This is a genomic window from Pseudorhizobium tarimense (assembly GCF_022968135.1).
Classification (GTDB): domain Bacteria; phylum Pseudomonadota; class Alphaproteobacteria; order Rhizobiales; family Rhizobiaceae; genus Neorhizobium; species Neorhizobium tarimense.
Genome location: NZ_JALJRA010000009.1, coordinates 24,520 through 44,836, shown reverse-complemented (window position 1 = coordinate 44,836; position 20,317 = coordinate 24,520). Strand labels below are relative to the sequence as shown.

The following is a 20,317-nucleotide window of genomic DNA, read 5'->3' as shown; positions in this document are numbered from 1 at the left end:
GCGAAAGACTAGCGGGAGTATTTGATATGACAGTGAAAGTGGGCATCAACGGCTTCGGCCGTATCGGACGTAACGTTCTGCGCGCGATCGTGGAATCCGGGCGCACCGACATCGAGGTCGTTGCGATCAACGATCTCGGCCCGGTCGAGACCAACGCCCACCTGATCCGATACGATTCCGTGCACGGCAAATTCCCCGGCACGGTCACCGTCTCCGGCGACACGATCGATGTCGGCCGCGGCCCGATCAAGGTAACGGCAGTCAAGGATCCCAAGGAGCTGCCTTGGGGCGACGTCGACATCGCACTGGAATGCACCGGCATCTTTACCTCCAAGGAAAAGGCCTCGGCGCATCTTTCCAACGGCTCCAAGCGCGTTCTCGTCTCGGCCCCGTCGGACGGCGCCGACAAGACGATCGTCTACGGCGTCAACCACGCCAGCCTGACGAAGGACGATCTGGTCGTGTCCAACGCCTCCTGCACCACGAACTGCCTGGCGCCGGTTGCCTACATCCTGCACAGGACCTTCGGCATCCAGAAGGGCTATATGACGACGATTCACTCCTACACGGGTGACCAGCCGACCCTGGACACGATGCACAAGGACCTGCACCGCGCCCGCGCCGCAGCGCTGTCGATGATCCCGACCTCGACCGGTGCGGCCAAGGCCGTCGGGCTCGTTCTGCCGGAACTGAAGGGCAAGCTGGACGGGTCTTCGATCCGCGTTCCGACGCCGAATGTGTCCGTGGTCGACTTCAAGTTCGTGGCCTCCCGCGACGTGATCAAAGACGAGATCAACGCTGCCATGAAGGAAGCCGCTGAAGGCGAACTGAAGGGCGTGCTCGGCTACACGGAAGAGCCGCTGGTTTCGATCGACTTCAACCACGACAGCCATTCGTCGACCTTCTCCGGCGACCAGACGAAGGTTCTGGAAGGCAACCTCGTGCGCATCCTTTCCTGGTACGACAACGAGTGGGGCTTCTCCAATCGCATGGCCGACACCGCGGTCGCCCTCGGTAAGCTGATCTAAGGAATTGCAGCCTTGAGCTGATGAGAATGGCGGGCCGAATAATTCGGCCCGCCATTCTTTTTTGTGACCTGCCCTTCTGTTGCCGGATTTGTTCCCGCCTCTACTATTCCTCGTGTCGAATCGTCCGTCGTGCGGACTTCCAGGATTGATCGGGTCCAGCGGGCCGCGGCGTATCGCCGTTGGCAAGGGGATGATGTGATCAGTCCCCTGGGGAAAGGTAGGGTAAGACCGCAATGGTGGAGGCGTTTTACATATTCTTGCTGGTCGGCACGGTGCTCGTGCTGGCAGCCGCCTTCTCCAGCCTCATCGCTTTCCGCTTCGGCGCGCCCTTGCTTCTCGTTTTCCTTTCGATCGGCCTCATCGCTGGCGTCGACGGGTTGGGCATCTCGTTCGAGAATTTCCCGCTGGCCTACATGGTCGGTTCGCTGGCGCTGGCGATCATCCTGTTCGATTCGGGCTTCGGCACCTCGACCCACTCCTTCCGGGTGGCTGCCTGGCCTGCCCTCACCCTCGCCTCGATCGGTGTGCTGGTAACAGCGTCCATCTTCGCCTTCGCGGCCATGCTGCTCCTTGACTTCTCGTGGCTCGAAGGACTGCTGCTCGGTTCCATCGTTGGCTCGACCGATGCCGCGGCCGTGTTCTTCCTGTTGCGCATCGGCGGCATCAACATCCGCGATCAGGTCCGTTCGACGCTCGAGGTGGAATCGGGGACCAACGATCCGATGGCGATCTTCCTGACGATTGCGCTCGTCGAGGTGATCGCCAGCGGCGAAGGCTTTCAGGGATTGGACGCCCAGTTCCTCATGCTCTTCGTCGAGCAGATGGCGCTCGGCGTCGTCTTCGGCCTGCTCGGCGGGATGATGATCGTCTGGGTGCTGAACCGCTTCACCAGGGACCGGAGCCTTGCCCCAATCTTCGTCCTGGCGCTTGCTTTGCTGGTCTTCGCCTTCACCGGCGCCATCGGCGGCAGCGGCTTCCTCGCCGTCTACGTGGCCGGCATCTATTCCGGCAACCGCAAGATGTTCGCCCGCGAATCCATCGCCCGCTTCCAAGCCGGGATGACATGGCTCGCGCAGATCATCATGTTCATCGTCCTCGGCCTGCTTGCTACCCCCTCGCAGTTTCCGTCAATCATCCTGCCGGCGATCGGCCTGGCGCTCTTTCTCGTCTTCGTCGCCCGCCCGCTTGCCGTCTGGCTCAGTCTTCTGCCGTTCCAGATGACGCAGCAGGAAACCGGCTTCGTCGCCTGGGTCGGCCTGCGCGGCGCAGTCTCCATCCTGCTTGCGATCATGCCGATGATCGGCGGCCTGGAGAACGGCCTCCTCTACTTTAACACTGCCTTCATCGTGGTGCTCGTCTCGCTGTTGCTGCAGGGCTGGACGATCAAGCCGATGGCGCAGAAGCTGGGCCTCATCATCCCGCCAAGGCTGGGAGAAATCGACAAGATCGAGCTCGATCTGCCCGGCAAGTCGACGCACGAGCTCCTGTCCTACCGCGTCATGAAGGACAGCCCGGTCCTTCGCGGGGAACGCGTGCCGCGCTGGGCAATGCCCTCCCTCGTCATCCGCGACGGCCGCAGCATGCGCTACCAATACGCCGGCCGGTTGCAGGAAAACGATCAGGTCTATCTCTTCGTCACGCCGACCTATATCCGGCTGCTCGACCGGCTGTTCGCCAGCCGCGTTCCAGTTGAAGACGATGACGAGGATTTCTTTGGCGCCTTCTCCGTCTCGCCCTCGCGTCCGGCCCGGGAACTTGACGCCGCCTATGGCCCCGGCCTGCTCTCGCCGACCGAGCAGAACATGACCATTGCCGACCTGATGACCCACCGTTTGGGGGGCCGCGCCGAATATGCCGACCGCGTGCGCTTCGGCTCTGTCGTCCTCATCGTCCGTGATCTCGACGAACACGATGCGATCGCAGCCGTCGGCGTTTCGCTTGAACCGGTGGAGCCGGCAACGACCCTGCCGGTCTTCATCAACATGCGCGAGATTGCCCACCGGGTACGCGATCAGCTGCGCCGCTACCGGGGCAAGGCCGTCAAGAAGAAGACGCCGGACCACCCGCCGCAGGAATAGGTCGGGCAGGAGCAAATCGCCGCTCCGCCTTGCGCCGCACATCAGGAATAGTATGGTCCGCTTCGCATTTCAAAGCCGACGAGGATCCATCTCATGCCTGCGTTCAAGACACTCGACGACCTCAACCACATCGCCGGAAAGCGCGTTCTGGTGCGCGTCGATCTCAACGTTCCCGTCTCCGAAGGCCGCGTGACGGACGCGACCCGCATCGAGCGCGTTGCTTCGACGATCCGCGAACTCTCCGACAAGGGCGCCAAGGTGATCCTGCTGGCCCATTTCGGCCGTCCGAAGGGCCAGCCGGTCGGTGACATGTCCCTGTCGCTGATTGCGTCTGCGGTGGAGGACGTGCTGGACCGCGCGGTCTTCTTCGCCACCGACTGCATCGGTGCCCCCGCCGAGGACGCCATCGCCAGGATGAACAACGGCGATATCCTGCTCCTGGAGAACACCCGCTTCCACAAGGGAGAGGAAAAGAACGAGGCGGATTTCACCGCCGCCTTGGCCAGGAATGGCGACATCTACGTCAACGATGCCTTCTCCGCCGCCCACCGGGCCCATGCGTCGACGGAAGGCCTTGCTCACCACCTGCCCGCCTATGCGGGCCGCACCATGCAGGCGGAACTGGAAGCGCTGGAAAAAGGCCTCGGCAATCCTTCCCGCCCGGTCGTCGCGATCGTCGGCGGCGCAAAGGTGTCCACCAAGATCGACCTCCTGATGAACCTCGTGAAGAAGGTGGACGCCCTGGTGATCGGTGGCGGCATGGCCAACACTTTCCTTGCGGCACAGGGGATCGATGTCGGCAAATCGCTCTGCGAGCACGACCTTGCGGACACCGCCCGCAAGATCATGGCCGAGGCCGAAGGCGCCGGGTGCTCGATCATACTGCCGGTGGACGGGGTCGTGGCACGCGAGTTCAAGGCCGGCGCGGCCAACGAGACGGTCGCCATCGACGTCATCCCGTCCGATGCCATGGTGCTGGATGTCGGGCCAAGGTCGGTGGAAAAGGTCAACGACTGGATCACCAAGGCCCAGACGCTTGTGTGGAACGGTCCGCTTGGCGCCTTCGAGATCGAGCCCTTCGATGCCGCGACCGTCTCTGCCGCGCGCCATGCTGCCGAACGGACCCGTTCAGGCCAGCTGGTCTCGGTGGCCGGTGGCGGTGACACGGTCTCTGCACTGCACCATGCCGGTGTCGCAGAAGACTTCACTTACATTTCCACCGCCGGTGGCGCATTCCTGGAATGGATGGAAGGCAAAGAACTGCCGGGCGTTGCAGTCCTGAGCAAATGACGATGCGCCTGACGAAGGCGCGGAAGATAGGCTGGTCCACACCATCGTCAACAACGTCTAAAATATTTAGCCGTTTGAAACGATTGAATTGAATTCAATCGTTTCAACGACTTACTCCAGGATTTACTTCCGCCCTACATCTGTTATCGGCCAGTTATAGCCTCGGAATACAATGTCGTGAGCGCGGTTCGCGCCGGTTAGGAATAGGGAGTGGGAAATGGTGGACGCGAAGATGTTGAACAAGATGAGCTCTGCGCCGGGCTTCATTGCCGCGCTGGACCAGAGCGGCGGTTCGACACCCAAAGCGTTGCGCCTCTACGGCGTTTCCGAGTCCGACTATCAGGGCGATGAGGAAATGTTCCGCCTGATGCACGCAATGCGCGTCCGCATCATGAGCGCGCCCGCCTTCACCGGTGACAAGGTCATCGGTGCAATCCTGTTCGAGCGAACCATGGACGGCGATGTCGAGGGCCAGGAAGTCCCCTCCTATCTTTGGGAAAAGCGCGGCGTCGTCCCCTTCCTGAAGGTCGACAAGGGTCTCCTCGACGAGGAGAATGGCGTCCAGATGATGAAGCCCATGCCGGACCTCGACGCGCTCCTGTCGCGCGGCGTCAAGAAGGGCATCTTCGGCACCAAGATGCGTTCGGTCATCGCGCAGGCCGACAAGGCCGGCATTGCCGCGGTCGTAAAGCAGCAGTTCGAGGTTGCCCGCCAGATCATCGGCCACGGTCTGGTGCCGATCATCGAGCCGGAGGTCTCCATCAAGAGCCCGACGAAGGAAGAGGCCGAAAACATTCTCCAGGACGAGATCGCCCAGCAGCTCGACAAGCTGCCGGCCGGCGAGGACGTGATGCTGAAGCTGACAATCCCGACGGTCGCCGGCTTCTACTCCCCGTTGATGGCCCACAATTCGGTAATCCGGGTGGTCGCCCTTTCCGGCGGCTACAGCACCGTCGAGGCCTGCGAGAAGCTCAGCCGCAACCCCGGTATGATCGCAAGCTTCTCGCGTGCGCTGACGGAAAAGCTGCGGGTTTCGATGAGCGACGAAGAGTTCAACGCGAGCCTCGCCGAAACGATCGATCAGATTTGCGACGCCAGCGTCAACAAGGTCTGATGCGGCCCTTCAGGCCGTTCTTAACAAAGGCTGCGCCGGAAACGGGGCAGCCTTTTTCTTTGCCGAACGCGATAGACGCTCTAGGTGAAGTCCCGCGCCAAGAGAACGAGCGCCCAGATGGCAAACGCGGCGACGGCGACTTTCCAGAAGTCGGCCCGCCGTTTCAGGCCCGGGAGACCGAGAGGACGGATGATATGCACCAGCATGGCAAGGAGCAGCAGAATGCCGATCACCTTCGACATGATATTCTCCTTGAGCCCGCCCTGTCACAGGCTGGACATCTTTGCTGGCCACCAATGCCGGCGCAGCGAATCGGGCTGGAACGTTCTCGCCACCGGTCGTTAATCCGCAATTGACGGTAGTGGCAACATATTCCGCGTAAGGTCCCCGCTGCGGGCACCTCCTTCGAGTGATTGAAGACTGGTCATAGATAATGCGACGTAACCTGCTGCCGGTTCTGGCACTCCTGACGAGCACGCTCTTCCTGTTTCTTGGAAACGGCCTGCAGGGCCTCCTCCTGCCAGTGCGCGGCTCAATGGAAGGCTACTCGAACGAGATCCTCGGTCTGATCGGTACGACCTGGGCGACGGGCTTCGTCGTCGGCTGCTTCGTCGCTCCCAATCTCGTGCGTCGCATAGGCCATGTCAGGGCGTTCGCCGGCTTCGGCGCCCTCATCTGCCTCAACGTGCTTTTGACCGGCATCCTCGTTGACCAGACCGCTTGGCTGATCCTGCGTGCCGTGACCGGCCTCTGCACGGCAGGGACGTCGATGATCATCGAAAGTTGGCTGAACGAGCGGGCTACCAATGAAAGCCGCGGCGCGATCTTCTCCTTCTATATTTCGATCAGCCTGTTCGGCGTGGTCGGCGGCCAGATGATGGTTCCGTTCGCGGACATCTCGACGCCCATCCTGTTCATGATCTGCGGCATCCTCTATTGCCTTGCAATCATTCCGACCGCCGTCTCCAGAGCCGCCTCGCCCCAGCCGCTGAAGCGGGTCCGCCTCGACCTCAAGGGCCTCTACCAGAACTCTCCCGTCTCCTTCATCGCCATCCTTCTGGTGGGGACGGCAAACGGCGCCTACGGGACGCTGGTTGCGGTCTTCGGCGCTCGCGCAGGGCTGCCGCAGGACACGATTGCCATCATGGTCAGCGTCACCATCCTCGCCGGTGCGATAGCGCAGTTCCCGGCCGGCCGCCTCTCCGACCGTATGGACCGCCGCTTCGTGCTGGCAGCGCTCGCGGGCGCCGGCGCCGTCGCAGGGCTTGGACTGAGCCTGTTTCAGCCGGGCAGCGTCTACATCATCCTGGTGCTCGTGGCGCTCTACGGCGCCGCCTCTAACGCGCTTTACCCGATTGCCGTGGCACATGCGAACGACCACGCGGCGCCGGAGGATTTCGTCAAGGTCTCCGGCGGCCTGCTTCTCCTCTACGGTATCGGGACGATCATCGGCCCGACGCTGGGCGGCCCGGTCATGACCTGGCTCGGGCCCTATGCTCTCTTCGCCGTGACGGCCATCAGCCACATCCTGGTCACAGCCTATGCGATCTTCCGCAGCCGCAGGCGCGCACCGGTTCCGATCGAGGAACGCGACAGCTATGCTGGCTCGCCGGCTCTCGCCCCCTCCTTGACGACACCGGAAAGCCTGCTGCTTAATCCGAGAGCCGCCGAGGGCACCGATGAGCTACAGGAAAGGCAGTCCGCATGAGCTTTGCCGACGACGACAGACCCATCAAGCGGCCAGTCTCCCATGAGATCGGCAGTGATCTCAGTTCACTTTCGGTTGAAGATCTGGAGCACCGGATCGCCTTGCTGCAGAGCGAAGTTGCGCGCCTTCAGGCGGATAAGAAAAGAAAGGCGGCGGGGCGACGTGCAGCGGACAGTTTTTTCCGCTGACGCGCCTTAGATCCGAGATTCGAGGTAAACCAATTCTAATTTTAATAGTATGTTAAGCAAAAGGGAGCATGATCCCAGACATCCGGGCTTCCCGGACTCAGACGGTTTCACCAAGTGGCGAAGAGGTCTGACTTTCTCCCTGTTTTACCTTGAGAGCCGCTTTTGCGGCTCTTCTTTTTTGTTCGCCTCTTCAAAAGTGTGGGTATTAACCCTTCCTTAAGAAACGGCTTGCCGATTGCCGCTATAAACATCATCTTAACTTCGACAAGAGGCGAGAGCGGAACTTTATTCTCTGCTCGTCATTGCCTGAGAGTGATGCGTTAGCAAGGTGAATTCATGTCGGAACAGGGACTGAACACGGTCAACTTCGCGGGTCGCGCTGCCGCCTCATCGCACTTCAAAGCACTCTATGCCGAGGGCATGAGCTTGGTCGAGGAAACCGCAGCCTATCTTGATGGCCCCGGCCGGGCCGCTTCCAAGGTGCTGCCGCGCGTGGCGTCGGTGCTTTATGCTGCGGAATCCATGCGCCTGACGACCCGCCTCATGCAGATGGCCTCCTGGCTTCTCCTGCAGCGCGCCGTCAACAACGGCGAGATGAGCCGCGATCAGGTCCTGGTCGAGAAGAACAAGGTGCGCCTCGACGGTTTCAACGTCGACAAGAACGCGCCTGGCTGGCTGGATCTGCCGGAAGGCTTCCGCGACCTCGTGGAGCGCTCGCTGCGCCTGCAGAACCGCGTCGCCATCCTCGACCGCGAAATCTATCGCCCGAGCGATCCGGTGGTAACGCCGGACAACGAGAACGGCGTGCGCGCCCAGCTCAATCTCCTGCAGACCGCCTTCAGCGCCTAGATCACGATCAATGACGATCCACCGAAAAGAGCAGGCTTCGGCCTGCTTTTTTTTCGGTGCCACTCTTGATTAGAGACAACAAAAAACCCGGCCAATGACCGGGTTTTCTCAACTCGCTATGTCGATCGGCGATTAGAGGCCGAGACCACCGAAGCGCTTGTTGAACTTCGAAACGCGGCCGCCGCGGTCCATCAGCTGCTGGTTGCCGCCGGTCCATGCCGGATGCGACTTCGGGTCGATTTCAAGGTTCATGGTCGCGCCTTCCGAACCCCAGGTCGAGCGGGTTTCGTACTCGGTGCCGTCGGTCATGACGACCTTGATCGTGTGGTATTCCGGATGAATGTCAGTCTTCATGGCCCTATTCCTGCTGTCCGGGGTCCATATGTCGCATTTGCGATCGCAGACCCTCTTCAATAAATGAAGCCGCAGACCGGACGGCCACGGCTTCCCAATTCGATGCGGAGCCTATACAGGAAGGGCGCCGGAAGCACAAGGCCCGTCGGCCTCAGAAAGATGCCGTCGAGTATGAGGGTAAAGTGGCATACGACGAAGACAAAAAGCCGAGAGGCAAAGCAATCGGGCCGCTGGCGCGGCTTCTTCCCTACCTTTCGCGTTATCGTGGACTTGTCGTCGGAGCCCTCTTCGCACTGATCCTTTCGGCGGCGACGACACTGGCGCTTCCGCTCGCCGTTCGCCGCATGATCGACCACGGCTTTGCCGCCGCAGACGGCACCTTCATCAACAACTACTTCGGCATGCTGTTTGCGCTCGCCATCCTGCTCGCTGTGGCAAGCGCCTTGCGCTACTACTTCGTCATTACCGTCGGAGAACGCGTCGTAGCCGACCTTCGGCGTGACGTCTTCGCGCGGATCACGACGCTCTCGCCCGCCTTCTTCGACGTCAACCAGTCGGGCGAGATTGTGTCCCGCCTTACCGCCGACACGACGCAGATCAAGTCCGCCTTCGGGTCGGCAGCGTCACAGGCGCTGCGCAACACCATCCTCTGTCTTGGTGCCATGGGCATGATGATCTACACCAGCCCGAAATTGTCCGGGCTTGCGCTGGGGGCAATCCCGATCATCGTCTTCCCGCTCGTCGCCTTCGGCCGGTCCGTGCGTCGCCGTTCGCGTGCGGCACAGGATACGCTAGCGCGCACCTCCGCCTTCGCCGCCGAAACCATCGGTGCGGCCCGCACCGTGCAGGCCTTCAACGGCGAGGCCGCCGCCACCCAGCGCTATGGCCGCACGGTGGAGGATGCCTTCGAGGCCGCACGCGCGGCAATCCGCTCACGGGCGCTCCTCACGGGGTTCGCCATCCTGATGGTCTTCGGCAGCATCGTCGGTGTGCTCTGGTACGGCGCCCAGAACGTGCTTTCCGGCGCCATGACGGCGGGCACGCTGGGACAGTTCGTTCTCTACTCTGTCATCGGTGCCAGCGCCCTTGGACAGCTTTCGGAAGTCTGGGGCGAGCTTTCCCAAGCAGGCGGTGCCGCCGAGCGACTGACCGAACTCCTGCACGAGCAGCCGTCGGTCCAGGATCCCGCGGACCCGGCTGCACTCCCCTCCCCGCCCCGCGGCGACGTCGCCTTCGAGTCGGTGTCCTTCGCCTACCCCAGGCGCGAAAACAGCATCACCCTCAACGGCCTCTCCTTCCAAGTCCGCCCGGGAGAAACGGTGGCGTTCGTCGGCCCGTCGGGTGCCGGCAAGAGCACGATCTTCTCGCTGCTCCTGCGCTTCTACGATCCGAAGTCCGGGGCAATCCGCCTCGATGGGGTCGACCTGCGGGCAACCACGCTCGAGCAGTTGCGCGACCGCCTCGCCATCGTGCCGCAGGATGTTACCATTTTCGCCGCCTCCATCCACGACAACATCGCCTTCTGCGCACCTGAGGCAAGCCGCGAAGCCGTTCAAGCGGCGGCGGTCGCCGCCCAGGCCGACGAATTCATCTCCAGGCTCGACGAAGGCTACGACACGCTCGTCGGCGAACGCGGCATCACGCTCTCCGGCGGCCAGCGGCAGCGCATCGCGATCGCTCGCGCTATTCTCCGAAATGCGCCGGTTCTGCTGCTGGATGAAGCGACATCAGCACTGGACGCCGAGAGCGAGACGCTGGTCCAGAAGGCGCTCGACGGGCTGATGAAGGACCGCACAACCCTCGTCATCGCGCACCGGCTGGCAACGGTCCTGAAAGCGGACCGCATCCTCGTGATGGACAATGGCCGTATCGTCGAGGGAGGCACCCACCAGAGCCTCATCGCCAAGGGCGGCCTCTATGCCCGCCTCGCCCGCCTGCAGTTCAACGACGGCATCCGCGAAAAGATCAGCGCTCCGTGAGCTTCAGCTCGATGCGCCGGTTCTGCGAGCGCACTTCCGGCGTATTGCCCTCGGCGATTGGCTGATATTCGCCAAATCCGGCGGCGACCAGGCGATTGGCAGGAACGCCCTGCGAGATCAGGTATTTGACGACGGAGGTCGCGCGCGCTGTGGAAAGCTCCCAGTTGTCCTGGTAGCGCCCCGTCCCCGTGAGCGGCGAATTGTCCGTATGACCGTCCACGCGCAGCACCCAGTTGATCTCCTGCGGGATCTCCTCCGCAAGTTCCAGAAGCGCGTTCGCAAGCTTGTCCATTTCCGCACGTCCGGCCTGATCGAGCTCCGCACCGCCGACGGGGAAGAGCACCTCCGACTGGAAGACGAAACGGTCGCCCACGATGCGGATGTTCTCGCGGTCGGAGAGGATCTCTCGCAAGCGGCCGAAGAAGTCGGACCGGTAGCGGTTTAGTTCCTGGACCCGCTGCGCCAGTGCCACGTTCAACCGACGGCCGAGATCGGCGATCTGCGCCTGCGCTGACTGGTCCTTCGCCTCCGACGCCTGCAGCGCTTCCTCAACGGCTGCGATCTGCGCCCGAAGGGCGGCGATCTGCTGGTTGAGCAGCTCAATCTGGTTCATCGCCCGCGCACTGACCTGCTGCTCTTCGTTAAGCTGGTCCGTCAGTTGCCCAATCCGGCTGTTGGCGGCGTCGCTTCTGCCCGCACCCTGGTCGAGCAGGGCCTGCAGGCGCGAACGTTCCGTTTCCGAGGATGCGAGAGAAGAGCGCAGGTTGGCGAGCGTGTCCTCGAGATCCTGGGAATTCCCCTTCTCGAGCGCCAGCAGTTCGGTGAGTTCCGCAATCTGGCTGTTCAGCCGGTTCAGCACCTCGTCACGACCGGTGATCTCGCGGCTCAGGATGAACTGCGCCAGCACGAAGACCGTGAGCAGGAACATGATGGCCAGAAGCAGCGTGGAGAGCGCATCCACGAAGCCCGGCCAATAGTCGACGCCGCGCTCCCTGCGGCGGTTCTTGACGAGCGCCATTCGCTATTTGCTCCCGATCTTCTCGGAAAGCCGGTCGAGCGTGCGCCGCATCGCCTTTGATTCTTCCTGCTGCGCCTCGATCCAGTCGCGCAGCATCTGCTGCTCGTTGCGCATGTTCTTGACAAGCCCCTGAATGCCTTCGGCAAGATTGGCCATGGCTGAGAGCGATTTCTCGCTCTGACCGCCGCCTTCACCCCTCGCCTGTGCTGCCGTCAGCTTGCGCAGTTGGTCGGTCAGCGCCTTCAGGTCTTCCGAAGACCCGGCAGCCGTTGCAGCACCGCCGGCGGGGGCAAGGTCGAAACCGACATCGGTGACGGAAGACAGCCAGTTTTCAAGCTCGGTGTAGAAGCGGTTCTGTGCACGTCCCGCCTGGATGTCGAGGAAGCCCAGGATGAGCGAGCCGGAAAGGCCGAGGAGCGAGGAGGAAAAAGCCGTCCCCATGCCGGCAAGCGGCGCGGTCAAGCCGCTCTTCAAGGCTGCCAGCACATCATTGGTATCGCCACCGCTCGGGTCTAGCGTCTGGATGACGGTGCTGATCGAGCCGATCGTGCCGATCAGCCCCCAGAAGGTGCCGAGCAGCCCGAGGAACACAAGCAGGCCGATCAGGTAGCGCGAGATCTCGCGCGACTCGTCAAGCCGGGTGCCAATCGAATCGAGAATCGAGCGCTGAGACGACGGAGAGAGCGACATGGTCTGCCGCCGCCCGATGAGCGCCCGCATCGGCGCCAGGAGCCGCGGCTCGCGCCCGACCTTGTCGGCGCTTCCGGCCGCCCGGTAGGAGTTGAACCAGCGCACCTCGGGAATGAGGCTGATCACCTGATTGAACACCAGCACGATGCCAATGATCAGGACGCCGAGGATGAAGCCATTCAGCCCCGGGTTGGTCATGAATGCGTTGTGCGCCTGACGATACAGGATGGCTACGATGAACCCGACAAGGATCAGGAAGATCAGCATCGTCCACAGAAAGGGGACGGGGTTGGAGAGTTTGTGGCTGTAGCCGCCGCGGCCCGTTTCCGACTCGTCCAGATCGTCCACTCTCGCATCCACCATATTGTGACTCGGCCTCCGGTACTGTTTGGCCGGAGGCTAGTGGAAAAATGCGACGAATTGAAGTGCCGAAGCGTCAGCGGCACTTGCAGGTTGCAGGCCGCCTTGGCCTCAGCGGGTCGGCACCGGCCGGTTGGTCACTTCCAGCAGAGCCTTCTGGACATACTCGTTACCGGCAACGATGCTGCCGCTGTCGAAAATGTCGCTGGAGCCCTTCATGTCGCTGACGAAGCCGCCCGCCTCGCGGATCAGCACCATGCCCGCAGCCATGTCCCAAGGCGACAGATCCGTCTCCCAGAAACCGTCGAAGCGGCCGGCCGCCACATAGGCCAGATCGAGTGCCGCCGCACCGAGGCGGCGAACGCCGGCGACTTCGCCCATCACGTGGCGGAGTTCGACAAGGAACTTGCCGTGGTTGCCGCGCCCGAGATGCGGTACGCCGGATCCGACCACGCAATCGGAAAGCACGCGACGCACTGCAACCCGCAGGCGGCGATCGTTGAGGAAGGCGCCGCCGCCACGCTCCGCCGTGAAGAGTTCGTCGGTCGCCGGATTGAAGACCACGCCCGCAACCACTTCCCCATTGCGCTCGAGCGCGATTGACACCGCAAACTGAGGGATGCCGTGCAGGAAGTTTGTCGTGCCGTCCAGCGGATCCACGATCCAGCGGTGCGCGCCATCCGTACCCTGAATCTCTTCGCTTTCCTCGCCGAGGAAGCCATAGGTCGGCCGCGCCTTCAGAAGCTCCTCGCGTACGATCTTCTCCGCCTTGAGATCCGCCTGCGAGACGAAATCGCTCGGTCCCTTGACCGAGACCTGCAGGTTCTGCACCTCGCCGAAATCGCGCGAAAGCGACTTGCCGGCCTTGAGGGCAGCCTGGACCATGACGTTGAGAAGGGCGGAACGAGCCATGCAGGGAGATCCTTAAGTGCGGAAGCTTGCCCCGCATCGTCTTCGGCGGGACGGATATCATTGCCAATGTAGTGATGGGCGGCTTCAAGACCACAAAAAGCCGGCAAGTTCAAGTGTCCCGCTGCCGCCGCCTCTTGTCAGCCGCCTGGCGCGTCGGCAATCTCGCCATCCATGGCAACTTAGGGACGCCCGTCTTGAAGCTCGCGCTGCCCATAACCTTCAGTTCCGCTCTAATCGCGGCGATGGTTGCCGCTACCCTGGCGGCATGGGAGGCCATCCCTTCCGATCTCCCTATTGCCATCCATTTCGGCATCGACGGCACGCCGAACGGCTACGCCTCAAAACCAATTGCGCTATGGACGATGCCTGTAGCAGCTCTTCTTTCCGCCTCGCTGTTTGTCTTGAGCGCAAAGCGCGACCCTAAGGCCGCTGCGTCGCGAAGCTTCATTTCGCTGTGGCTGCTTATCTCCACTGTGCTGGCCACAGGGCATGGGGTGATTGTGCTCCATGCGATGGCACATGCAGGTTGATCACCTGCTGCGCTGAAAGCGGTTTGCCGCCTCGATTGCCTTCTTCTGCTGCTCCTCGTCGATGCCGAGGTAGAAGTCTTCGAGCTCGTAGTCGCTAAGGCCGGCCCGCCGCGAAAGCACGTACCACTTGGCAGCCTCGACCGGATCAGGTCGGGTACCAAGCGCATTGATGTAAAGATGCGAAAGCTTGTTCTGCGCCACCACGTTGCCGCGCAGAGCAGCAACCCGCATCCATTGGAAACCGTCCTCGTAATTGCGTTCGCCACCGACACCGTTCACCAACCACAGTCCCATGTCGAGCTGCGCGGTGTCGAAGCCGGCCCGCGCGGCTCTCTCAAGCCAGAGGCGCGCCTTCTCCTTCTTTTCCTTCGGCAGGTTGTCCACGGCGAGGTAGAGCTGGGCAACGGCATATTGTGCATCCGCAAGCCCCTGTGCCGCCGCCTTCTCGTAGAATGGAAGCGCAAGCTTCAGGCCTTTCTCGCCAGGGTTGTCGGACACAAGGATCTGGGCCCAATTGAACTGAGCCGACGCATTGCCAGCCTCTGCGGCCTTGCGCATGTATTCGTCAGCTTTCGCCTTGTCCCGCGCGACGTTGCGCCCGGACATGAGCAGCAGCGCATACTGGAACATGGCGGCCGGATCGCCCCGCTCCGCCGCTTGCCCATACCAGAAGGCGGCAGCCTTTGGGTCGCGCTTGATGCCGAGCCCCTTGGTCATCATCTCGGCGACCAGCGTCTGTGCGGCCGAATCGCCTTGTTCGGCTCGCGGCAGCGCCTTGGCGAGCGCCGTGACGTAGAGCCCCCGCTGATAGGCGCCATAAGCCTCGTCCACCGGCCCCTCATAGGGCTTTTCCGGCGGCACCGGCGGGAGGGTGGCTCCCATGCGCTGGTAGAGCTGGACACCGCCTGAGGGAACGATGGCATTGGGCTGGGCCTGCCCCGCCTCACCGCCCTCGACCCGGCCCTTCTTTATCGGCTGCGCATCCCGTTCGACGGGCCGCGTCACGGCACGTTGAGACTGTTGCGCAAGGACCGGCAAAGGCGAGACGGCGCTGGCAACCGCAGTCGCAAGAAGCATCGTGCCAAGAGTGCGGGTAGAAGAGATAGACCACATGTGGGCCATCAAGCCTCAAACCGTGGCGCTTTTTCGTCCAAGAGAGCGTTCGCCATCGCAACAGCCGCAGCCGGGCCTTCCGAATGGTCAAAGACGGCGGTCCGGAGGGCCACGAACTCGGCACCCGTTTCCGATACAGCGACCACTGAGGAGACGTCATTGCCGCCCATCACGATGCAGGGGATTTCGACCATCGAGGCCCACCACTCGCCAAGCCCGAGGTTCTTCGGATGCGGCTCCGACTTGATGTCGCCGTCGAGCTTGCCGAAGAAGATGTAATCGGGCTGCGCCTCGCCGATTTCCAGCGCCCGGTGGCGCTCCGACGCGCCGCCCGCGCCGACGATCATTTTTGGCGTGTATTTTGCCAGAGCGTCGTGCAGTTCCTCGTTGCTGCCTTCGAAATGAAGCCCGTCCGCCTTGGCGCGGCCGGCAACGCGGCTGTCCCCGGCAACCAGCGCCGCAGCACCATACGCCTGGGTGATCGGCACCAGGCGCTCGGCGACCGACTGGAACTGCTGATCGTTGCGCACGTACTGCGGCAGGATCACCGTCGCCACGTCTCCGGCGGACAGCGCCTCCTCCAGCTGCTTCGCCTGCTGCTCCAGGTCATCATTGGGCGGCAGGATCAAAACGAGGCGGCAGCGGTTGTCGGGATCGCTCATGGTGTTTCCTGTTCGGCATTTTTATGAGACGAGTACCGGTCGTCCCTCCTCCCATTCGATAGACCGGACCGATATTTGGATCAACTGCCCGTCATGCATCTGGATTTTCTGTTCTTCGCCGCGGCCATCCCGGCGGTCCTTCTCGTCGGTCTGTCGAAGGGAGGGCTGGGCGGCGCTTTCGCGCTAATGGGCGTGCCGTTGCTCGCCCTGGTGGTCGATCCCCTGCAGGCGGCAGCGATCTTCCTCCCGATCCTGATCGTCATGGACATCGTCGCGCTCTGGGCCTGGCGAAACTACAACGACCGGAAAACCCTGCTGATGATCCTGCCGGGCGGGATCTTCGGCATCGCGCTCGGCTGGGCGACATCGGCCATGGTACCGCCGGACGTGCTGCGGTTTCTGATCGCCGTGACGACCATCGTCTTTGCCAGCCGCTATTTCTACCAGACATACTGGCCCCACGGCCTTGGCGCGCAAGCACCGCTCCCCCAGCGCCCGATCGCGGCAACCTTCTGGGGATCCCTCGCCGGCTATGCCAGTTTCGTCGCCCATGCCGGCGGACCTCCGTTTCAGATTTACACGCTGCCGCTGAAGCTTGACCCCAAGGACTACACCGGCGCCAGCGTCCGCTTCTTCGCCCTCGTCAACGCCATCAAGCTCATTCCCTATTTTGCCCTTGGCGCACTGGATGCGGAAAATCTAACCGCTTCGGCGACGCTCTTGCCAGTGGCACTGGTCGCAACAATGCTGGGTGCGGCGGTCGTCCGCCACCTCAAGACCGAGGTTTTCTACCCGCTCACTTACGGCCTTGCCCTCGTTGCCGGGCTAAAGCTTCTGTGGGATTCATTCTTCTAGCGCGCCATTACTGCATGGACAGCCGAGAGTTGTGACCATTGCTTGCCCGAAGGCAGTCTTTCCATTAGCCTGAACCCATGACAGGGGCAGATCCATTTGCAGCGATCGCGGATCCGAACCGGCGTTATTTGCTGGAAGAGCTTCGTCGTGCGCCGAAGACCGTAAACGAACTGGCGCACGGCCTTCCGATCAGCAGGCCCGCGGTCTCTCAGCACCTCAAGGCGCTTCTTGATTGTAATCTCGTGACCGTCAGCAGCAGCGGGACGCGGAGGATCTACTCTATCAACTCCAAGGGATTCGACAGGCTGAACCTCTGGCTGGATCAGTTCTGGTCGTGACCGGAGCCACGACCAGAATATGCTTGGGTGGATCTATCAGCCGCCATTTCTCCAGTCTCCTTTATGGACTGGTTGGCGGCAGGAGGTTTCCCACGGGCTCAGTGGCGCGTGGAGGCCTTCAGACGCTCCAACTCGTCCTTGAGTCGGAGTTTGCGACGCTTGATATCGGCGATCTCGCGATCATCGGAAGAGGGAGACGACAGGATGTTCTGCAGCTCGTCCTCCAGAGCACCGTGCTTCTTTTCAAGCGATGCAATATGGGCCTGAATGGTCATGCGGCATGTCCTCCTTAAGGTAACCTACCCCGGCCATCCCTGTGGCCGAAGCTTCAGGTTTGCGAAGGAAGTGTGACACGATCCTCACCGTTTGTCGAAGGTGAAATCGTGGTTTGTCCGGGGCAAATTGATGACCCTGCATAACTTCCAGTTAAGGGTGATTGGTGCTAGGAGCTTGCGCACATTGCCGGCAATCGGGCAGAGGTTTGATTGGAATGGGGACAGCAATCATGGCGGACCAGGAACAGGCGGATATTCGGCTGGCGCTGGCAAGACTCCGACAGGAGCATGAGGATTACGACGCCGCGATAAACGCCATGATCCAGGTCGGATCCGAAGCCCTCCGGATCCAGCGGATGAAGAAAAAGAAGCTGGTCATCAAGGACAGGATCACCCAGCTCGAAGACCAGATCCTTCCCGACATCATTGCGTGAGGACGAGCCGATGACGACCTCCGATCGCCCCTTAGTCGCCATCATCATGGGGAGCCAGTCCGACTGGGAAACCATGAAGAACGCCGCCGATACGCTCGACCAGCTGGACGTCGACTACGAGGCGAGAATCATCTCGGCCCATCGCACGCCGGACCGGCTGGTAAGCTTTGCCAAGGGTGCCCGCGATGAGGGCTTCAAGGTCATCATTGCCGGGGCAGGCGGCGCGGCCCATCTGCCCGGGATGGCAGCTTCCATGACCCCTCTCCCGGTCTTCGGCGTGCCCGTCCAGTCAAAGGCGCTGTCTGGCCAGGATAGCCTTCTCTCAATCGTCCAGATGCCGGCCGGCATCCCCGTCGGAACGCTGGCGATCGGCAAGGCCGGCGCGGTGAATGCAGCTCTTCTGGCAGCCGCCGTTCTTGCCCTTAGCGACGAAGATCTGGCCGACCGCCTGGATGAATGGCGCGCGGCGCAGAGCGCTGCCGTCGCGGAATATCCCATGGACCAGGAAGCATGAGCGTCACCACGATCGGAATCATCGGCGGCGGCCAGCTGGGGCGCATGCTGGCGATGGCGGCCGCACGGCTCAGCCTGCGCACGATCATTCTCGAGCCGCAGTCCGACTGTCCAGCAGCGCAGGTGGCGAGTGAACAGATCGTTGCCGCTTACGACGACCCTGACGCGCTTGATGCGCTGGCGCGCGCCTGCGACGTCGTTACCTATGAATTCGAGAACGTGCCAGTTTCCGCCGCGGAGCGCCTGCAGAATGCCGTTGCCGTCTACCCGCCGCCGAAAGCGCTCGATGCGGCGCAGGACCGGCTGACAGAGAAACGCTTCCTCAACGGCTGCGGCATCCTGACGGCCGATTTCCGTGCCATCGACCGCCAGCAGGATCTCGTCGCCGCTCTGAAGGACTTCGGCGGACAAGGCGTCCTGAAGACGCGTCGGCTCGGCTATGACGGCAAGGGCCAACGCGTCTTCCGTGCCGCCTCCGACGACCCTGCCGGCGCCTTCGATGCGCTGGGCGGCGTGCCGCTGATTCTGGAAAGCTTGGTATCGTTCGACCGGGAGATCTCCATCATTGCCGCGCGCAATCAGGATGGTGCGGTCCTGGCCTACGATCCGGCAGAGAACGTCCACCGCAACGGCATTCTGCATACCTCCGTCGTACCGGCCAGCATCGGCGAATCGACGGCGGCGACGGCACGGGATGCAGCAGGACGGCTGCTCGACGCGCTCGGCTATGTCGGCGTTATCGGCATCGAATTTTTCGTCATGCCGGACGGGGCTCTGATCGCCAACGAGATCGCGCCGCGCGTTCACAACACGGGGCACTGGACCGAGGCCGCCTGCGTCATCTCGCAGTTCGAGCAGCATGTCCGCGCGGTTGCCGGCCTGCCGCTCGGGGATCCGCGCCGCCATTCCGACTGCCGCATGACCAATCTGATCGGCGACGAAGTCAACGAGCTTTCGGACTGGCTGAAGCGCCCGGACGTGCTCGTTCACCTCTACGGCAAGACCGAAGCCCGCCCCGGCCGAAAAATGGGCCATGTCACCGAGCTGACGAGGCCGAAAGCCGCGTCATAAGGTTGACATGCGCCATGGCGTGGGTTATCAGCACGCCCAACCTCAGAGCGCGCCCCTCTTCCTCTGAAAAGCGGCGCGCTTTTCAATGTAAAAGACAATCGGGCCACGGCGCTCGTAAACTTTGCGGACGAGAACAATGAAGATCAAGAATTCGCTGAAAGCGCTGAAGGCCCGCCACCGCGACAACCGCCTGGTTCGCCGCAAGGGTCGCGTTTACATCATCAACAAGCAGAACCCCCGCTTCAAGGCTCGCCAGGGCTGATCTGCGGCGAGCGGCATTCTTGCCGTTCACTTTGTCGCAACTCGCGGAATTTACGGTTTGACCTTCGGCGCATGCAGATTACCTATATCTGCATGCGCCGAACTCGTTTGATCCCTGCCCTTCTCTCAGCAGCTTTCATGGCTGCCACGCCCGCCTTGTCGCAACCCTCTCCGGCGGCACCAGAAAACCCGTCCGCACCGAAGGCGACCACAGAGGATGAGAAGCTCGCCTCTCTCTTTGAGGCGTTGAGGCGCGAGCGCAACCCCGACAAGGCGCGAGGCATCGCGCAGGAGATCATGGCGGACTTGAACGAGTCGGGCAGCGCCACCGTGGATCTTCTGATGCAATGGGCGGCGACCGCCATTGGCGAGAAGCGCAACGCCGCGGCACTTGATTTTCTTGACCAAGTCACGCTGCTGCAGCCCGATTTCGCCGAAGCGTGGAACCGGCGCGCCGGCCTGCATTACGCAATGGGCGATACCCGCAAATCCATGGCGGACATCAATCAGGTCCTGCAGCGGGAGCCGCGCCACTTCGGCGCCATCGCCGGCATGGCAGCCATTCTTGCCGACGCCGGACAGGACGAGCTCGCGCTGAAAGCCTGGCAGCGGTACCTCGAGATCTATCCTGCCGACCGCGATGCACAGGAAGCCGCAATCAAGCTCTCCGAAAAAGTTGCCGGCAGCCGCACCTGAT

24 protein-coding genes are annotated in these 20,317 nt (G+C 62.3%); 16 read left to right on the top strand and 8 right to left on the bottom strand.

Annotation, left to right across the window (positions count from 1 at the left end; translation table 11 throughout):
• Positions 1-26: 26 nt before the first annotated feature.
• The 4 genes from gap to MUU54_RS12185 all read left to right on the top strand — a co-directional run bounded on the left by gap (position 27) and on the right by MUU54_RS12185 (position 5,510).
• Positions 27-1,028: a type I glyceraldehyde-3-phosphate dehydrogenase gene (gap, locus tag MUU54_RS12200; RefSeq protein ID WP_247244297.1), complete on the top strand. Its 1,002-nt coding sequence runs from the start codon at positions 27-29 to the stop codon at positions 1,026-1,028.
• 236 nt (positions 1,029-1,264) lie between these two features.
• A complete protein-coding gene (locus tag MUU54_RS12195) occupies positions 1,265-3,106 on the top strand; it encodes a potassium/proton antiporter (protein ID WP_247244482.1) in 1,842 nt (613 codons plus the stop codon).
• A 93-nt stretch (positions 3,107-3,199) separates the two neighbouring features.
• The gene (locus MUU54_RS12190; RefSeq protein ID WP_247244296.1) at positions 3,200-4,396 is read left to right on the top strand and encodes a phosphoglycerate kinase; all 1,197 of its coding nucleotides are present in this window, start codon (positions 3,200-3,202) and stop codon (positions 4,394-4,396) included.
• 217 nt (positions 4,397-4,613) lie between these two features.
• Positions 4,614-5,510 (top strand): fructose bisphosphate aldolase, encoded by an 897-nt coding sequence (locus tag MUU54_RS12185; RefSeq protein WP_247244295.1) that lies wholly within the window; start codon positions 4,614-4,616, stop codon positions 5,508-5,510.
• An 80-nt stretch (positions 5,511-5,590) separates the two neighbouring features.
• Here the strand turns inward: MUU54_RS12185 and MUU54_RS12180 are convergent, their stop codons facing one another.
• Complete coding sequence (locus tag MUU54_RS12180) at positions 5,591-5,752, bottom strand: hypothetical protein (protein ID WP_247244294.1); 162 nt, start codon at positions 5,750-5,752, stop codon at positions 5,591-5,593.
• 191 nt (positions 5,753-5,943) lie between these two features.
• On the opposite strand from MUU54_RS12180, the gene MUU54_RS12175 reads away from it, so the two are divergent.
• From MUU54_RS12175 to rcdA, 3 genes are all read left to right on the top strand, one after another.
• The gene (locus MUU54_RS12175) at positions 5,944-7,218 is read left to right on the top strand and encodes an MFS transporter (protein ID WP_247244293.1); all 1,275 of its coding nucleotides are present in this window, start codon (positions 5,944-5,946) and stop codon (positions 7,216-7,218) included.
• On the top strand, positions 7,215-7,406 hold the full coding sequence (locus tag MUU54_RS12170; RefSeq protein WP_247244292.1) for a DUF1192 domain-containing protein: 192 nt from the start codon (positions 7,215-7,217) through the stop codon (positions 7,404-7,406). Before MUU54_RS12175 ends, MUU54_RS12170 begins: the two co-directional genes overlap by 4 nt.
• A 336-nt stretch (positions 7,407-7,742) precedes the next feature.
• Positions 7,743-8,255 carry a protease adaptor protein RcdA gene (gene rcdA, locus MUU54_RS12165; RefSeq protein WP_247244291.1) on the top strand — a complete coding sequence of 171 codons (513 nt, stop codon included), beginning with the start codon at positions 7,743-7,745 and terminating at the stop codon, positions 8,253-8,255.
• Positions 8,256-8,387: 132 nt separating this feature from the next.
• Here rcdA and rpmE read toward each other — a convergent pair whose 3' ends face one another.
• Positions 8,388-8,609, bottom strand: coding sequence for a 50S ribosomal protein L31 (rpmE, locus tag MUU54_RS12160; protein WP_247244290.1), 222 nt, complete (start codon positions 8,607-8,609; stop codon positions 8,388-8,390).
• A gap of 182 nt (positions 8,610-8,791) precedes the next feature.
• Between rpmE and MUU54_RS12155 the strand changes: the two genes are divergently transcribed.
• Positions 8,792-10,588 carry an ABC transporter transmembrane domain-containing protein gene (locus tag MUU54_RS12155; protein WP_247244289.1) on the top strand — a complete coding sequence of 599 codons (1,797 nt, stop codon included), beginning with the start codon at positions 8,792-8,794 and terminating at the stop codon, positions 10,586-10,588.
• On the opposite strand, the gene MUU54_RS12150 is transcribed toward MUU54_RS12155, so the two are convergent.
• From MUU54_RS12150 to MUU54_RS12140, 3 genes are all read right to left on the bottom strand, one after another.
• Positions 10,575-11,606, bottom strand: coding sequence for a peptidoglycan -binding protein (locus tag MUU54_RS12150; protein WP_247244288.1), 1,032 nt, complete (start codon positions 11,604-11,606; stop codon positions 10,575-10,577). The genes MUU54_RS12155 and MUU54_RS12150 overlap by 14 nt on opposite strands.
• Positions 11,607-11,609: 3 nt before the next feature.
• Positions 11,610-12,659 carry a flagellar motor protein MotA gene (locus MUU54_RS12145; RefSeq protein ID WP_247244287.1) on the bottom strand — a complete coding sequence of 350 codons (1,050 nt, stop codon included), beginning with the start codon at positions 12,657-12,659 and terminating at the stop codon, positions 11,610-11,612.
• A 108-nt stretch (positions 12,660-12,767) separates the two neighbouring features.
• Entirely contained in the window at positions 12,768-13,568 is an 801-nt protein-coding gene (locus MUU54_RS12140; protein WP_247244286.1) for an inositol monophosphatase family protein, read from the bottom strand.
• A 26-nt stretch (positions 13,569-13,594) separates the two neighbouring features.
• On the opposite strand from MUU54_RS12140, the gene MUU54_RS12135 reads away from it, so the two are divergent.
• Positions 13,595-14,098 carry a DUF1648 domain-containing protein gene (locus MUU54_RS12135; protein WP_247244285.1) on the top strand — a complete coding sequence of 168 codons (504 nt, stop codon included), beginning with the start codon at positions 13,595-13,597 and terminating at the stop codon, positions 14,096-14,098.
• On the opposite strand, the gene MUU54_RS12130 is transcribed toward MUU54_RS12135, so the two are convergent.
• Both MUU54_RS12130 and MUU54_RS12125 read right to left on the bottom strand, forming a co-directional pair.
• Positions 14,099-15,220 carry a tetratricopeptide repeat protein gene (locus MUU54_RS12130; RefSeq protein WP_247244284.1) on the bottom strand — a complete coding sequence of 374 codons (1,122 nt, stop codon included), beginning with the start codon at positions 15,218-15,220 and terminating at the stop codon, positions 14,099-14,101. It lies immediately after the preceding gene.
• Positions 15,220-15,873, bottom strand: a complete 654-nt coding sequence (locus MUU54_RS12125) for a thiamine phosphate synthase (protein ID WP_247244283.1) — start codon at positions 15,871-15,873, stop codon at positions 15,220-15,222. The genes MUU54_RS12130 and MUU54_RS12125 overlap by 1 nt, the downstream gene beginning before the upstream one ends.
• A 93-nt stretch (positions 15,874-15,966) precedes the next feature.
• On the opposite strand from MUU54_RS12125, the gene MUU54_RS12120 reads away from it, so the two are divergent.
• Together MUU54_RS12120 and MUU54_RS12115 are read left to right on the top strand one after the other, a co-directional pair.
• Positions 15,967-16,728: a sulfite exporter TauE/SafE family protein gene (locus MUU54_RS12120; protein WP_247244481.1), complete on the top strand. Its 762-nt coding sequence runs from the start codon at positions 15,967-15,969 to the stop codon at positions 16,726-16,728.
• A 77-nt stretch (positions 16,729-16,805) separates the two neighbouring features.
• The gene (locus MUU54_RS12115) at positions 16,806-17,066 is read left to right on the top strand and encodes an ArsR/SmtB family transcription factor (protein WP_247244282.1); all 261 of its coding nucleotides are present in this window, start codon (positions 16,806-16,808) and stop codon (positions 17,064-17,066) included.
• Between the two features lie 98 nt (positions 17,067-17,164).
• On the opposite strand, the gene MUU54_RS12110 is transcribed toward MUU54_RS12115, so the two are convergent.
• Positions 17,165-17,341 carry a YdcH family protein gene (locus MUU54_RS12110; protein WP_247244281.1) on the bottom strand — a complete coding sequence of 59 codons (177 nt, stop codon included), beginning with the start codon at positions 17,339-17,341 and terminating at the stop codon, positions 17,165-17,167.
• Positions 17,342-17,571: 230 nt separating this feature from the next.
• Between MUU54_RS12110 and MUU54_RS12105 the strand changes: the two genes are divergently transcribed.
• The 5 genes from MUU54_RS12105 (at position 17,572) to MUU54_RS12085 (ending at position 20,316) form a co-directional block, all read left to right on the top strand.
• The gene (locus MUU54_RS12105) at positions 17,572-17,775 is read left to right on the top strand and encodes a YdcH family protein (RefSeq protein WP_247244280.1); all 204 of its coding nucleotides are present in this window, start codon (positions 17,572-17,574) and stop codon (positions 17,773-17,775) included.
• Positions 17,776-17,785: 10 nt separating this feature from the next.
• Positions 17,786-18,289: a 5-(carboxyamino)imidazole ribonucleotide mutase gene (gene purE / locus MUU54_RS12100; protein WP_247244279.1), complete on the top strand. Its 504-nt coding sequence runs from the start codon at positions 17,786-17,788 to the stop codon at positions 18,287-18,289.
• Positions 18,286-19,359: a 5-(carboxyamino)imidazole ribonucleotide synthase gene (locus MUU54_RS12095; protein WP_247244278.1), complete on the top strand. Its 1,074-nt coding sequence runs from the start codon at positions 18,286-18,288 to the stop codon at positions 19,357-19,359. The genes purE and MUU54_RS12095 overlap by 4 nt, the downstream gene beginning before the upstream one ends.
• Before the next feature lie 136 nt (positions 19,360-19,495).
• A complete protein-coding gene (gene ykgO / locus MUU54_RS12090; RefSeq protein WP_003497670.1) occupies positions 19,496-19,621 on the top strand; it encodes a type B 50S ribosomal protein L36 in 126 nt (41 codons plus the stop codon).
• Positions 19,622-19,713: 92 nt separating this feature from the next.
• Positions 19,714-20,316, top strand: coding sequence for a tetratricopeptide repeat protein (locus MUU54_RS12085; protein ID WP_376742090.1), 603 nt, complete (start codon positions 19,714-19,716; stop codon positions 20,314-20,316).
• Position 20,317: the final 1 nt, after the last annotated feature.

What these genes read in the sequence shown, in the direction of transcription:
- gap (WP_247244297.1), top strand. Translation starts at nt 27, where the DNA reads ATGACAGTGAAAGTGGGCATCAACGGCTTCGGCCGTATCGGACGTAAC.
- MUU54_RS12190 (WP_247244296.1), top strand. Translation starts at nt 3,200, where the DNA reads ATGCCTGCGTTCAAGACACTCGACGACCTCAACCACATCGCCGGAAAG.
- MUU54_RS12185 (WP_247244295.1), top strand. Translation starts at nt 4,614, where the DNA reads ATGGTGGACGCGAAGATGTTGAACAAGATGAGCTCTGCGCCGGGCTTC.
- MUU54_RS12180 (WP_247244294.1), bottom strand. Translation starts at nt 5,752, where the DNA reads ATGTCGAAGGTGATCGGCATTCTGCTGCTCCTTGCCATGCTGGTGCAT.
- MUU54_RS12175 (WP_247244293.1), top strand. Translation starts at nt 5,944, where the DNA reads ATGCGACGTAACCTGCTGCCGGTTCTGGCACTCCTGACGAGCACGCTC.
- MUU54_RS12170 (WP_247244292.1), top strand. Translation starts at nt 7,215, where the DNA reads ATGAGCTTTGCCGACGACGACAGACCCATCAAGCGGCCAGTCTCCCAT.
- rcdA (WP_247244291.1), top strand. Translation starts at nt 7,743, where the DNA reads ATGTCGGAACAGGGACTGAACACGGTCAACTTCGCGGGTCGCGCTGCC.
- rpmE (WP_247244290.1), bottom strand. Translation starts at nt 8,609, where the DNA reads ATGAAGACTGACATTCATCCGGAATACCACACGATCAAGGTCGTCATG.
- MUU54_RS12150 (WP_247244288.1), bottom strand. Translation starts at nt 11,606, where the DNA reads ATGGCGCTCGTCAAGAACCGCCGCAGGGAGCGCGGCGTCGACTATTGG.
- MUU54_RS12145 (WP_247244287.1), bottom strand. Translation starts at nt 12,659, where the DNA reads ATGGTGGATGCGAGAGTGGACGATCTGGACGAGTCGGAAACGGGCCGC.
- MUU54_RS12140 (WP_247244286.1), bottom strand. Translation starts at nt 13,568, where the DNA reads ATGGCTCGTTCCGCCCTTCTCAACGTCATGGTCCAGGCTGCCCTCAAG.
- MUU54_RS12130 (WP_247244284.1), bottom strand. Translation starts at nt 15,220, where the DNA reads ATGGCCCACATGTGGTCTATCTCTTCTACCCGCACTCTTGGCACGATG.
- MUU54_RS12125 (WP_247244283.1), bottom strand. Translation starts at nt 15,873, where the DNA reads ATGAGCGATCCCGACAACCGCTGCCGCCTCGTTTTGATCCTGCCGCCC.
- MUU54_RS12120 (WP_247244481.1), top strand. Translation starts at nt 15,967, where the DNA reads ATGCATCTGGATTTTCTGTTCTTCGCCGCGGCCATCCCGGCGGTCCTT.
- MUU54_RS12115 (WP_247244282.1), top strand. Translation starts at nt 16,806, where the DNA reads ATGACAGGGGCAGATCCATTTGCAGCGATCGCGGATCCGAACCGGCGT.
- MUU54_RS12110 (WP_247244281.1), bottom strand. Translation starts at nt 17,341, where the DNA reads ATGACCATTCAGGCCCATATTGCATCGCTTGAAAAGAAGCACGGTGCT.
- MUU54_RS12105 (WP_247244280.1), top strand. Translation starts at nt 17,572, where the DNA reads ATGGCGGACCAGGAACAGGCGGATATTCGGCTGGCGCTGGCAAGACTC.
- purE (WP_247244279.1), top strand. Translation starts at nt 17,786, where the DNA reads ATGACGACCTCCGATCGCCCCTTAGTCGCCATCATCATGGGGAGCCAG.
- MUU54_RS12095 (WP_247244278.1), top strand. Translation starts at nt 18,286, where the DNA reads ATGAGCGTCACCACGATCGGAATCATCGGCGGCGGCCAGCTGGGGCGC.
- ykgO (WP_003497670.1), top strand. Translation starts at nt 19,496, where the DNA reads ATGAAGATCAAGAATTCGCTGAAAGCGCTGAAGGCCCGCCACCGCGAC.
- MUU54_RS12085 (WP_376742090.1), top strand. Translation starts at nt 19,714, where the DNA reads ATGCGCCGAACTCGTTTGATCCCTGCCCTTCTCTCAGCAGCTTTCATG.